Origin of the sequence: Flagellimonas baculiformis (genome assembly GCF_033441575.1) — a bacterium.
Lineage (GTDB): Bacteria > Bacteroidota > Bacteroidia > Flavobacteriales > Flavobacteriaceae > Flagellimonas > Flagellimonas baculiformis.
Genome location: NZ_JAUZVW010000011.1, coordinates 71,071 through 84,594, shown reverse-complemented (window position 1 = coordinate 84,594; position 13,524 = coordinate 71,071). Strand labels below are relative to the sequence as shown.

The 13,524-nt window shown below is 42.2% G+C and carries 8 protein-coding genes and 1 tRNA gene; 3 read left to right on the top strand and 6 right to left on the bottom strand.

Going from position 1 to position 13,524, the window contains the following annotated elements; translation table 11 throughout:
- Position 1 precedes the first annotated feature (1 nt).
- The 5 genes from SD450_RS15055 to SD450_RS15035 form a co-directional block, all read right to left on the bottom strand.
- Positions 2 to 2,992: a SusC/RagA family TonB-linked outer membrane protein gene (locus tag SD450_RS15055; protein WP_318345286.1), complete on the bottom strand. Its 2,991-nt coding sequence runs from the start codon at positions 2,990 to 2,992 to the stop codon at positions 2 to 4.
- Between the two features lie 274 nt (positions 2,993 to 3,266).
- Positions 3,267 to 6,062, bottom strand: coding sequence for a helix-turn-helix and ligand-binding sensor domain-containing protein (locus SD450_RS15050; protein WP_318345285.1), 2,796 nt, complete (start codon positions 6,060 to 6,062; stop codon positions 3,267 to 3,269).
- A gap of 114 nt (positions 6,063 to 6,176) precedes the next feature.
- Positions 6,177 to 7,388, bottom strand: coding sequence for an MFS transporter (locus tag SD450_RS15045; protein ID WP_318345284.1), 1,212 nt, complete (start codon positions 7,386 to 7,388; stop codon positions 6,177 to 6,179).
- A gap of 586 nt (positions 7,389 to 7,974) precedes the next feature.
- Entirely contained in the window at positions 7,975 to 8,442 is a 468-nt protein-coding gene (locus tag SD450_RS15040; protein ID WP_318345283.1) for a helix-turn-helix domain-containing protein, read from the bottom strand.
- A 287-nt stretch (positions 8,443 to 8,729) separates the two neighbouring features.
- Positions 8,730 to 9,725, bottom strand: coding sequence for an IS110 family RNA-guided transposase (locus SD450_RS15035; protein WP_318345282.1), 996 nt, complete (start codon positions 9,723 to 9,725; stop codon positions 8,730 to 8,732).
- 1,279 nt (positions 9,726 to 11,004) lie between these two features.
- On the opposite strand from SD450_RS15035, the gene SD450_RS15030 reads away from it, so the two are divergent.
- The 3 genes from SD450_RS15030 to SD450_RS15020 all read left to right on the top strand — a co-directional run bounded on the left by SD450_RS15030 (position 11,005) and on the right by SD450_RS15020 (position 13,035).
- Positions 11,005 to 11,358: a hypothetical protein gene (locus tag SD450_RS15030; RefSeq protein ID WP_318345281.1), complete on the top strand. Its 354-nt coding sequence runs from the start codon at positions 11,005 to 11,007 to the stop codon at positions 11,356 to 11,358.
- An 877-nt stretch (positions 11,359 to 12,235) separates the two neighbouring features.
- On the top strand, positions 12,236 to 12,577 hold the full coding sequence (locus SD450_RS15025; protein ID WP_318345280.1) for a hypothetical protein: 342 nt from the start codon (positions 12,236 to 12,238) through the stop codon (positions 12,575 to 12,577).
- Positions 12,578 to 12,630: 53 nt separating this feature from the next.
- Positions 12,631 to 13,035: a hypothetical protein gene (locus SD450_RS15020; protein ID WP_318345279.1), complete on the top strand. Its 405-nt coding sequence runs from the start codon at positions 12,631 to 12,633 to the stop codon at positions 13,033 to 13,035.
- 305 nt (positions 13,036 to 13,340) lie between these two features.
- Here the strand turns inward: SD450_RS15020 and SD450_RS15015 are convergent.
- Positions 13,341 to 13,413: transfer RNA gene (locus SD450_RS15015), tRNA-Met, on the bottom strand.
- Positions 13,414 to 13,524 lie beyond the last annotated feature (111 nt).

The window sequence follows — 13,524 nt, the reverse complement described above, 5'->3', positions numbered from 1 at the left end:
TTTAGAATCCTAATTTGACACCAAGGGTTATGTTCCGTGTTTCAGGAAATGCAGTTTCTTCGCCATTCACTGGGTTTTGTTCCGGGCTATATGATTTAAAGTCCGTGAACGTGAAGAGGTTGGTCCCCGTGACATAGACCTTGGCATTTTGTAGTCCAATTTTGGAGAGCGTTTCCTTCGGGATGTTGTAGCCCAAAGTGAGGGTCCTCAAGCGCACATAGGAAGCATCTCTTACGGCAAAGGAATAGAGATGTAAATGGGTGTCCGGTTTTGGCCTTGGGTATTCCGTGGAGGGATATTCGGGCGTATAGTATTTGGTCCTAATTCCATTGATGGCCCCTTTCCACAATTCTCCATTGGCAAGTACAGGGTTTAACTTAGTGGCTCCTTGAACAATGAAAATGTCGGCAAAGAGGTCAAAATTCTTGTAAGATATGGTATTGGTTATTGAACCATACCAATCGGGATCGGCGTTGATGAACACATTGTCCCTGTCATCGATCTGTCCGTTTCCGTCTTGGTCAACGACCCTTACGTCCCCGGGTTGCGCCAATGGGTTTCCAGAGCCGGCAATATCGTCACCCACTTGATAGATTCCATCATATTTCGGCCCCCAAATAGGGTTCAGGGACTGGCCCACGGACAACCTTCTTCCCGATGTGTCAGTGATGTCGATTGGAATTCCATTTTCATCAGTTTCACCTGTAAGAGAAATTACTTCATTTCTATTACTGGAAAAGATAAGTCCCAAGGACCAACTAAAATTTTGTTTTCTTATCAGGTTTGAGGTCAATGTAGCTTCAACACCTCTGTTTTGAACCTCACCCACATTAAAGCGGATTACATTGAAACCGGTCGTTCCTGCAATGGTTCTATTTAGCAATAAATCGGTAGTATTAGCTTTATAATATTCCACACTGCCTTCAAAGAAATTGTTGAACAGCCTGAAATCGACCCCAGTGTTCAAGGTAGTGGTGGTCTCCCATTTTAGGTTTGGATTAGGGAGTCGTGATGATGCTGTAGAACCTGCAACAGTTTCCGTGGATTGTGTGGAAGTATTATAAAAAACGTAGGGGAGGTTATCCGCCACTCCCAAGGATTCCAACGGGTCGATGCCCTGATTTCCTGTGGCACCGTAGCTGACCCTTAGTTTCAATTCGTTGATGGCCTCAACATTTTGAAGGAATGGCTCGTTCTGCATTTTCCAAGCCACGGAAACCGCAGGGAAGAATCCCCATTTGTTGTTTTCCGCAAAAACCGATGCGCCATCCGCCCGGGCAGTGGCTTCCAATAGGTAGCGATCTAAGTAACCATAACGTACCCTTCCCAAAAAGGAAAGGAGCCTACGTCTGGAAACATCCCTTGGGTTGTTGAGCAAGGTAGTGGCATTACCATTGTAGCCTAATGCATCATAGGTGAAACCAGACTTATCTATTTGGGTGTACTCGTTGCGCTGCTCATCAAAGGCTTGCACAAAGGTTAGGTTTAGATTGTGGTTATCATTGATTTGTGGTGAGTAGTCCACAATGTTTTCCACAAGAGCCTGTTTGAACAGGGTGTTGGACAATACGCCAAGCCCATCCATGCCCTCATCCCCTGCCGAATGCAGTGAGCTTCTGTAAATGCCCCTGTTGGTATTCCTGTTCCGCAGGAAAGTCTTCAGGGTATAGCTTAGGTTAGGTGTGAAGTTATAGACCAAACTGAGGTTCACGTCCGTAAGGTTGATCTTGGTTTCGTCGGTGGATTCCCTTTGGTCCCAAAGAGGATTTATATTGTCCGTTGCCGTAGGGCCCAAATAGAACTTTACCAGCTCGCCTTCATCATCGAAAGGCTTTGCCAAAGGAGTGATCGTGGTGAAGTCCAACCCACCGGTTTCCCTGTCTTGGTTTGCGTTTTGGTAGTTGATGATCCCCCTGAACACCAATTTGTCCGTAAGCTGCTGCTCAATGTTCAGTTTGAAGGTGCCCCTGTCAAAACTGGAATTGGGGATAATCCCTTCCTGGGTAAAATAGTTGACACTGGAGAAGATCTTGGTTTTCTCCGTCCCAGAAGAAAAACTAAGGGAGTGGCTCTGGATCACGGCATCACGAAGCACAAGGTCTTCCCAGTCCACAAAATTGCGGTTTTCTATGGCTTCCAGTTCAAAAGGGGAGAAAATGTTCTCGTCGTTGAGGTAATCCCCCGTGAACCTGTTCCTGTTGGCCTCCCTTCTAAGGTCGATGAACTGTTGGCCGTCATATTGGTTAAAATTCTTGGTCAATGTCTGAATGGTGGTATATCCATGGTAATCTATGGTTGCCTTTCCCGTGCGACCTGTCTTTGTGGTGACCAAGATGACCCCATTGGAAGCCCTAGATCCGTAAATGGCGGTGGAAGAGGCATCCTTTAAGATCTCGATGTTGGCAATATCATCTGGAGCCACATCGTTGAGGTTGTCAAAAGGCAGACCGTCCACAATGATCAAGGGTGAGTTGCCGTTCGGTGCCACCGATACATTTCCACGAATCACAATATTGGAGCCTCCACCGGGCCGTGCATCACCCAGATTCACCTGTACCCCCGCAGCCCTACCTCTCAACATTTCAGAAACGTTGGTGGTGGGAACATTGGTGGCTTCCTCTACTGCAACACTGGTCACGGAACCAATGACGTTACTTTTCTTTTGGGTACCATACCCGACTACGATTACCTCGTCCAAGGCCTGGGTATCCTCCTGCAGGACGATGTTGATGACATCCTGTGCGCCCACTTGGACTTCCTGCGTCACAAAACCAATGTAGCTGAATACAAGAATATCAGTGTTGGAGACACCATCAATGGTGAATTCCCCATCAAAATCCGTCACGACCCCATTGGTGGTGCCTTTGATCAGGACATTGACCCCGGGCATGGGGCCAGTGTTGTCAGATACTGTTCCTGTAATGGTCTTTGTTTGTGAAAATCCATAAGCAGTGCATAGGAGCACCAGCAATTTTACAATGCCATATCTCATTTTGAGTAATTTAGTTTGATGGTAAAGTAAAACGCTTAACGTCTTCTTAACAAAAGATATACCTCTATATAAAACCTACATTGGCAATTGAGAGGGGGTTAATTTGAGATATTATCAGAAAATCCCTTTAAAATATGATGATTTGAAAATATTGTGCCAATTGAATTATGACGGTGTAAATCGATGGAAACGCATCCAAAAAAGGCAATTGTAGGGTCAATGTAGAGGTGATTTAAGTATTTGTAGAGTAATGCAGTACCGAAGTAGAGTTCCCCTAGAAGTTCAAAATATACTCTATCAGGTTATCCTCGTGTGGGAGGTCGAACTTTTTGCGTAGCCTATAACGTTTCATTTCAACACTTTTCACGGATATGTTAAGGAGTGGGGCTATTTCCTTGGACGAAAGATTTAATCTTAAATAGGCGCAGAGCCGGAGGTCGTTGTTGGTCAAGCTGTCGTGTTTTGCCTTGATCCTTTTCAAAAAATCCTTGTCCGCATTGTTGAAGGCGTCCTCAAAAAACTTCCAATCGTCCTCGCTGTTGATGTTCCTGTCTATCTCCCTGAGCACGGATTTGATATTGCTGTCCTTGTTGGGAATGTTGTTCAACTGTGATTTCAGGGAGGAAAGAAATTTATTCTTCTTCAGGATGCTCATGGTGGATATGGCCAGTTCCCGGCTCTTGTTGTCTATCTCGTCCTGGAGTTTTTCGTTCAATAATTGGGAAATCCGTTCCTTTTCCTGCAGTTTTCTCCGTTCCAGTTCCTTTTGGTTCTTCTGGATGAGGGACTCCTGTTTTTTCCTGTAATATCTTTTATAAATTCGATGGACCAAGAAAAACAATAAGGACACCGCGAGGATATAGAGAAAGACGGCCAAGTTCGAAAGATACCAAGGACGCATCACGGAAAAGCTGTAGGAGGCCACGTTTTCGGTGAGGTTGTTTCCCACCATGGCCCTTACGCTAAAAGTGTATTCACCAAAGGGCAGGTTTTTAAAAGTGGTCTCTGGGGTATCGGACCATCCGCTCCAATCGTTGTAAAGACCTTCCAGTCTGTGTTGGTACCTCACTTCGGTATATTTGTCAAACTCAGGGACGCTGTACTCGAAAATGAGATTGTTGTCGGCATATTTGAATTCTCCTTCCAACTGGATAGGCGCCTTGGTAGAGACATCACGGTAATCCCCATAATAGATGGTGTTGATCTTGATGCTGCTCGTGATCGGTCTCACCTTATCCAGATTCAGGGACACATATCCGTTAGAGCTCCCGATGAGGTATTCGTTCTCTGCAATGATGGAAATATTCTCAAAACCGGATACACCCAAATTGCTTCTCAGGGCACTGGGCATGGAAATGTGGGTGTCGCTCAATTTCCCGCTCAAGGTGCTTTGGGTGATATATTTGATCCCATTGTCGGTAAAGAACCACAATTTTTGGCCCGAAGTATCCGGAATAATGATGCTGATCGGCCTTTCATTTTCTTTGAATACCATCTGGGTCATACTGCTGTCCAAGGAGATTTGCTTTAATTGATCTTCAACGGAATATATGCCAGTATAGGTTTTATAATACAATCGATTCTTGAACTGGAAAATATTGGAGCTATGTCCGATGGGTTCCACGTTCGTCATGTTCGTCACGCGGCGGAGGTCCGGGTCCAGTTCAATTTGGTATAGCCCCTTTTGTTCATGGTTGACCACGACTTCGAGGGAATCTATCTCAAAAAATCGACTGGAAATGGTGAAGCCCTCGATGACATTGCGCAGTGACCAAGCACCCATTTTCTTCTCCAGAACGCTGAGTCCATTGTAGTTTCCTTGCAGGACAAGGTTTTCGGTATGTTTCAAAGGTTTTACGGCCCAAGTGCCCCTAAAATCGGATACAAGTTCCGCTCGATTTTCTTCCACCACAAAAGTTCCACTATTATGCCCACAGAAAATGGTGGAGTCCACCAATTGCAGGCTCCAGACCTGGCCTTCCGTACCATTTATCAATTTAAATTCATCGGAAACATCCGTTCTTCTTGAAAAAAGACCTTGATTGGTACCCAAGTACAGACGATTTTTGTGGCGCATAGCGGCATAGACCAACCCTATTTTCCCAAGTTTGTCCACATATTCGTTAAAGGGCGAATATAGGTTGATGACACTGAGGCCGTTGTCCAGGCCAAGCCATAGATTGTGGTCCATGTCCTCAAAAAGGGAAAGTACGGTGTTGTTGTTGAGCCCCTTGGCCTGATTGATGTTCCGTATCAGTTTGCCTTCCTTCGATAAGTGATAAAAGCCATTGGAAATGCTGCCTAGCACAAAGGTGCCATCATCCAATCTGATACTGCTGTACAGTTTGACAAACGTGTCATCCATGTCCGTTGGCCATGGTGTAAGTATCTCAAAATCATATCGATAAAACTTTGCATCCTCAGTAATGACCAAAAGAACATCGCCCAATTCATACAGGCCGATGATGGATCTGTTCGCCAAAATGGGGTCGTTTTCCACTAGTACAGGTTCTCCGTTTTCAATGGTGAAAAGACCTTGTTTCGCCCTTTGGAAATAGACTTTGTCCTTGATCAGATGTAGTTTGGCCTTGGCCGAATTGGCCTCTAGCGCCCGGAAAGTGTCCTCTGCGTTGTCATAGATGTAGATCCTGTCCAATGATTGGAACAGCACCCAATGGTCCAGCGCTAAGATGTCCCAGAATTCCTCGTCTTCGGAGAGCGGGGAATCCAATCGGTCCGATAGCGAGGTGTAGGAAAGTTGTCCGGTTTCTTCTTTGGTCCAGAAACCAAATTCCCGATACGATCCTGTGTAAATTTTTTCCCCAATGGCCTTTACCGACCGAATAATGGAAGGGGAAGGCAGTTGATATTTATGCCAAGTGTTCCCATCAAATTCCAATAAACTGAAATGGTTGGCAATGTAAATGTTCCTTGTGGAGGACTGGGAAATGCCCCAATTTTGGTATTCCCCATTGTATTCTTTTGGGCTATAGTTCTGGATGGGGGGTAGTTCTTGCGAGAGCAATCCCCAGCAGAAGGATAGGAGAAAATAGGTATAAAAGGACCTCAATCCAGTCAGGTTTTTTGTCAGTTGATGGATGGTGAAGATAAAAAAATAGCACAACACTTGAACCCTCAACTTTTTAGCGTGTGGTGATAGTGAAAAATGGGTAGATTGAGATTATTACGAACAGAAAGCCTTCTCCCTTTCCCTTTTGGCAATGGATTTTTGGAAATAAAGGATAGCGATTCCGATGCACGCTCCGGTCAACGCAAGCAAGGCGCCCACAACGCTGGAATACGGCACCCCGAGCCCAAAGACCATGGGGAGGCCCCCGAGATAGGCCCCGGAAGCGTTGCCCATATTAAAGGCACTTTGGTTCATGGAGGACCCCAGTTTCTCCGCCCCTTTGGCAGCTTTGATGATGGCCGTTTGAATGGGAGTTGCTACAGAAAAGGTAATCACTCCAATAATAAAACTGATGATGAATATGGCAGTGGTACTGTGGGCCATCAGTGCATTGGCAATGAGAATAACGGTCATGCTGAGCAAACTTATGACCACGGATTTGACCGGACTGAAGATTTCCACCATCTTGGCGCCCAAAAAGTTACCGACGAACATCCCCAATCCGGCCACGATCATTACGTAGCTCACACTGGTTTCGGGAAGTCCTGTGACCGAGATGACCAATGGGGCGATATAGCTGTACCAAGCAAAGAAGCCTCCCGTACCCACGGTGGTCAGGGCTATCAGGGCCCATAATTTTTTGTTCTTGATGCCTTTTGTCGCAGGTTGGCCTTCTTGAATCTCCGATTCGTCGAACGAATCCTTGGGCATCCAAAAGAAGAGACTCGCCAAAGTGGCCAGTCCAGCTACTCCGACCAGCAAAAAGGATAGGCTCCAGTGCCACTCTTGTCCAATATAGGTTCCGAGCGGAACGCCTATCACGTTGGCGATGGTGAGCCCCGAGAACATAATGGCCATGGCCTGTGCCGCCTTTCCGGGTTTGGCCAAGTAGCCCGATACCACTGCGCCGATACCAAAAAAAGCACCGTGGGGCATTCCTGATAAAAACCGGAACAAAAGCATGATCCAATAGTTGCCCGAAAATGCGGATAGGGTATTGAAGACCGTGAACCATAGCATCAGGAACAAAAGTGACTTTTTTGGGGTAAGCTTGTTGGTCAACCGGGCCATAAAAGGGGCACCTATCACAACGCCCAGGGCATATATAGCGATAAAGTGGCCCGATGTGGAGATGGAAATGGCCATGGACTCCGCTATGTTCGGAAGAATGCCCATGATCACAAATTCCGTTAGACCAATGCCAAACCCACCTATGGCAAGGGAAAGCAAGGCTTTTTTGTTTGTATGTCCCAAATTGTCGTTCAAGCTTAAAGTCTTTTTGAAGTAAAGGAAACAGCAAAAGTACGGAGGATCTGGGAAAAGGCCTGCAAGCATTTTTTCCAAAACCTATTTGATATTATCTTTTGTGGAAAGCCAAACAAATCGATAACAGAAAGTGAAGATAACCGCTTTGGTTGGAACAGCCCTGGACAAAGGTGACAATTCAATAAAATTCAAAAAATGAGCTAATGTTTTTGAAGAAGAAAATAGGCCAGGGCTGTTTTATAGGTCCAATGTAGGTCCATGGATAGCAATAGGGGGAAATCCTTATCCAAGATTACCCTTGCCGATGTAGGAGAACTCTTTTTTATAATGCAGAAGCCCCGCTACTTGGAGCGGGGCTTCTGCATATATTGATATTTAAGGAAAAGGTGGGCGGGGAAGGAATATGATAGCTAATTCAAACAGACTCCTGAGAATTCAACAAAACTTAATGGATTTTGTCTTTTTAGAAGTAAGTCCTATTGCCGCCCAACCTTGTTTCATCATCTATGACAAAGCAACCAATTAGTGGAGCCCAAAGAGTACTTTTAAAACGGCAAGTACTTGTTTTAACATAAATTTTCTTTCTTTAGGCCATTTGCATTTCATACTTATGGGCAGCACTCCTATAATCATTGGGGCTGATTCCTATATTCCTTTTAAAGGCGGTATAGAAACTGTTCTTGCTGTTGAAGCCTACTTCATACATGATGGCTTTGACGCTCATGCTTGGGTTGGATGTCAATAGGCGTTTTGCTTCCTTGATACGGTATTCGTTCAAGAACGAATAAAAGTTCATGGAAAAATAGGTGTTGATGACCTGGGATACTTTGTATCTGTTATGCTTGATGTGTTTTGCAAGGTCATCAAGGCCCATATCGTTGTTTCGGTATATTTTGTCCTCGTCGAAGGCTTTCATGATCTTGGCCCTTATTTTGAAGGCCTGCTCTTTGGTCAATCCAGACTTTTCATACTTTTTCTGGTTGCTGTGTGAAGTTATTTTGTTGTCCTGTTCGTTAAAATACTTCAATACGATTTGTTGGAGTATTCTTTTCATGTGATTGATGATTTTTGATTGATGATGAATGTGGTTACAATTTAAGAAAATATGAAGCCAGAATGCCTATGGTCTAGATTTTAAAGGAAGGCTAGAAGACAGGTTTATTTGAAAAAAAGTATTGTAAATAATTGATTTTCAAACTTATAATATTATTGTGCCTTGCTGTAAGAGTCATGTTAAAGTTTTGTCAATGCTTTTTATAAAAGAATAAAAGACAACTTAGGGATTTCCATGTTAAAAACAAGTCAAAAATGAACAAAGTGAACAATTCGGTGATATCGGTATCAAGCGACACTTTTTTGATAGGGACTTTGCCGTTTTACCACGGCACAGACCCTAAGGACAAGCTTGTTTCGGACATTGTTGAGGACCAACATTTTGTTCTTTCCCTCCCCGGCCTTTCTTTCATAATAGGCCTTCAGTTCCGGATCGTGCCTGACTGCGGCAAGTGCGCACATATGCAACTGCTTTTTCATCGTCTTGTTTGCCATATGGTGCACCCTGGCACGTTTCTGGATACTGGAACCGGAGGTGTGCTCGAAGGGCACCACGCCACAGTAGCAGGCAAGCTGTTTGGGATTTTCGTACTTGGTGAAAAAATTGGTGTAGATGGTAAAGTATAGGGCCGTGAACATACCTATCCCCGTGACGGAAGTCGCCAGTCGCACCGTGGTGTTCAATCTTTCATGGGAGAGCACAAGGGCCTCTATCTCGGCCTCCATGCGGCGGATCTCGTCGTTGAGGCACTTGGTGGTCTTTTTGATGTGCCTTTGGACCAGTTTTCCAAGTTCCGGGTCAAAGGTCTTGAGTTCATTGGGGTGCTTGCCCAGGTCCGCCCTGAACCTGACCAGTTGGTCCCTTACCTTGAGCAGGGCATTGACCTTTTCCAGGATCTCAGGCACCGGTCTGTACAGTTCGATCTCGTTGTGGTTCTTGGCGGCGTACCGTGCGATCCGGATGGCGTCCAGCCTATCGTTCTTGCCACGCTGTATCCCTAGGCTACGTGTGATCCTCAACGACATCTCGACACAAAGATTGGCCTGTTTTTCGAGCAGCCTTGCGATGACCAGCCTGCCGTATATACCGGTATGTTCCAGACAGACCAGGGTGTTTTCCAAGGGTATGCCCCTGTTCTTGAGCAGCCTTATGAACGCCCTGGTACCCTTTTGTGAATTGTCGAACACGAACGAGGCCGTGTCGTCCCCTTCGATAATGGCGATGTCAAAGGACTTTTTGGATATGTCCACGCCAACAAAATACTTGAAGTCAGATTTTTCCATGATAAAAAAGTTTAAAAAATGAGAGACCCATGAATTAGACACAACCGACAACTGAACGATTATCCAATCCCTGATAATAGGCCTTCAAGCCTGAATTTCCATATGATGCAGGCCCAGAAGATGACCGATAAAGCATTTAATCCTACCTTATAAGTCCTGAACTTTGAATAGCAATTAATACGTCTTTATCGGTCTGGTTGCCGTCCAATATCATTGAGGTTCCAAGGTAGGCAATACCCGAATCCTTCTCAATGGACAGCGATATATGTTCCGGTCCTATACCAAGGGATATTGATGTAATGATATCTGAACCATATCGAAACCCTGGACAATAGGCCTTGAAGCCTGAATTTCCATCTGATGCCGTTCAGAGATGACCGATAAAAGGATTTGAAAAGCATAAGTCCTGGACTTTCCCTGCGCCTAATCCTCCTTTATCGGTCGGTGGCCACTTACGGTCACCGAGGGTATTCCCGAGTTAAAGACGACCTTTATTCAAACAACGATCATCTTAAAGGAAAAGCTCTATGTAAATGGTCGACGCTAAACTAAGGGAATAGCAAGAGGGTGATGCGCAAAATGCGCCATCACGGTTGTTTTCGGGTCTTCAACAAATTGAAAACCAGTTAATTAATTTGATTTTGGAATACAGTACAAAATCGGGGTCTACAGTAGGATTTTCCGAAATCTACTGTAAATCCTTTGGGAAGCCCTGTAAACACTGGAAATTTTTGACGAAAAAATTGGCGCAATTTGACGAAAAAACAAAATTGGGCCTTTGGAAAAGCAATCAACAAATCACAGAATAAAGAAAGGAACCGGTGGTCAAGAACTGTTTTGGAAAGAGTTATCTGAAGTTTGAAGTAATGGAATGGAGATTGAAACGGAATTAAATTGAAGCCAACAAACCTTTGGATTATCTCAAAGGATGAGAGGAATGTTTTGATGGATGGAATTACCTCGCTCAGTAAATTAGTTAAGGGTAAGATTTGGGGCTTGCAGCACTCCACTTCGTTGCGTTCGCCTTTATCCTGATTTCCAATTGGGACCAGGAGATTTTAAAGCACCGTTTTATTGAACTTTTAGTTTGAAACGATTCTACTGATTCTAAAGAGTTTACTTTTTCCGTACACTTAATTGGTTTCCCACTTAGACCCTTTTTTACCCCTATATTTAAACTCTATTTCTCAATACTGATTGACCACTATTCTATCCTTTCGCCGAAAACCAAATTTTAACAACTAGAAAATTCCTACATTTATAAAAGTTCAAAAAAACGATGAAGGATATTAATGAGAAAAGCTTATTGAACATTTTAAAAATTGCTCATGATGTATCCATGCGTGGAAAAGGTATTTCATTGGATACGGCCATTAAAAAATCAAAGTACAACAATATTAGACCCTTCTTAACGGCAGAAATATTAGAATCATTTATAGCCAAGAATGAATATTTGATAAATGAGTGGGTTATGTATTCTGAAGACAAACGAACCGTCGGAGGTTTTTATATTGGTAAAAATGAAATAGGAAGTTGTAAAAATCCAGAATTTAAAATTAATTATGATTCGATGAACCAAACAGTCGCAAATTATATCCTAAAAGAATTGGATTACTGGATAAATGAAAACTAAAGTTAATGGCCTCAATCAAACAATGAAGTATTACTTTCCATTGATTTTAATATTCTTGTCATGCAATCAGAATACACGGTTTGATAGTGTGAAATGGAAGAATGCTGGAGGTGAAAGTATAGTACTGGATAAAAGATTCAAATTTTATTGTGAATAGGATACTGAAAATATTTATACTAGTGCTCTTTGGAAGTAATTTTATTCTTTATTTCTGGTCCATAAATGAGGGTAGGCAGGTACTTGGATATACAGGAAACTACTATGAAAATATTCCGAAAACTTTTGAATATTATTTTTTATGGGTTATCCCATATTGGTGGTTTTATTTACTCATTTTTAGTTTCTTCTTTTCTATTTTAATACACATGACAAAAAGAGGTAAAAGAGCCGAAAATGAAACACTCTAAAGTTCAAATAAACGATTAGTAACTCCATGAGATATTTCTGTTTGTCAGTTTTTTTTATTCTGGTTTCAACTGAAATCTTTTCTCAAGATTCTTTTAGTCTAGGATACTCCAATAAAGGATGGAATTATGGATCTGCTGGAGCAATGTTTCAAAGAAGTGTTTTGGTATTGAACAGAGATAGTACTTATTTAGAAATCCATGAATCCTATTTAACGAGGAAATTGTATAAGAAGAACCTACCGTGGGACTTGAAAAGGACTTTCGGGGAATTCAAGGTTACTGGAGATACATTGATTTTAAAAGATAAAGATAACCCGAGTAGGATACCTGAGATTTTTATCATCAAAAGTAACAGGCGAATTAAGCATTTTGATAGTGATTTGAAAACCGAGTACCCAAAAAGTTGGAAAAAAATATTGTCTCCTAAATTAGGGGACTTGCGAATTAAATAATCAAAGTTCAAACAAACGATGAATCACGAAATTCTAATCTTACAGCAATCACCAAGAATAGAGATGGTATTCTATGAAGATGAATTTGAAATGAAGAAGTCTGGTTCCGTATTAATTGACAAAATGAAATATTCTCAACTTAAAAGTGTTGAGTTTGTTAAAGGAAGAATTCCATGGTTCTCAGGAATACTCACAACTATCATAGATTTGATAATGGGACACGGAGTTGGACAATGGAAAAGAGGCAAGGGGAAACTTGAATTGACCACTACTGACCATAGTTATACCGTTGAGCTTGTAAATTATGATCGAGAACAAACTCCTGAAGCTGTGAAAATGATTAACGAAAAGTTCAAATAAACGATTAATAAGAAAGTAGCGGATTGAAATTCCTAAAAGTCATATCAGATAAATTGAAAACTAATAGAGTCCAAAGATTAGTTTATGGCTTAGGACTACTCCTTTGGATTATTATATGGATTGATGATATTAAGTTTTACAATTTGGAAAGTTCAATTGGAATAAAATACTATTGGATAATATTGATTCCAACTTTTATTCTGATTGGACAAATTATATTTAACAGCAAAATTTTATGGTTGGCTTCTGTTGCTCTTTTTGGGTTTTATACTTTATGGACAATTTGGAATATTATTTTTCTAGGCATCTTAATTGATTACCATCGTGATTTTGTTCCTGAATCTTTCTGGACATTTGATAGGATTTCCATTTGGGTTTTTATAATCCTGATATTAGTAATAATAAACTGGTTGATTTGGAAAATCAAACCAATTGAAAAAGACCTGCAGAATAATTAAACAAGCTAAAGTTCAAATAAACAATTCCAATAAAAGATGATCAGATACATCGATTATATTCCATTTTAGGTGTATATAGATGTATTTCACATCTATATAAACTGTAAGCTCCCCCTAAATAGAACTGCGTTCTTTTCCAATTTCACCAAGATTATTGTCTTAAATTTATTGAACAAAAATTCATAATGCACCAAAAAACATCAAATTTTTTGTGCCAAAATAAAATTTTTTGGATTCTGTACCTATTCTGTACCCATGGTAAAAAATAAAGGCCCCCGATTTCTCGGAGGCCTTGCCTGCTCTAGTAGCGGGAACTGGACTCGAACCAGTGACCTTCGGGTTATGAGCCCGACGAGCTACCTACTGCTCTATCCCGCGATGTGGACGGCAAATATACAACCTTTTTTGCATCATTTCCAAACTAAAGTCAATATTCCTTTTTCATTGGGGTCTTTCCAGACTAAAATCCATAAATTCGGACTTTTGACT

Bases quoted from the DNA above. Each gene is read 5' to 3' on its own strand.
- SD450_RS15055 (WP_318345286.1), bottom strand. From the start codon at position 2,992: ATGAGATATGGCATTGTAAAATTGCTGGTGCTCCTATGCACTGCTTAT.
- SD450_RS15040 (WP_318345283.1), bottom strand. From the start codon at position 8,442: ATGAAAAGAATACTCCAACAAATCGTATTGAAGTATTTTAACGAACAG.
- SD450_RS15035 (WP_318345282.1), bottom strand. From the start codon at position 9,725: ATGGAAAAATCTGACTTCAAGTATTTTGTTGGCGTGGACATATCCAAA.
- SD450_RS15030 (WP_318345281.1), top strand. From the start codon at position 11,005: ATGAAGGATATTAATGAGAAAAGCTTATTGAACATTTTAAAAATTGCT.
- SD450_RS15025 (WP_318345280.1), top strand. From the start codon at position 12,236: ATGAATCACGAAATTCTAATCTTACAGCAATCACCAAGAATAGAGATG.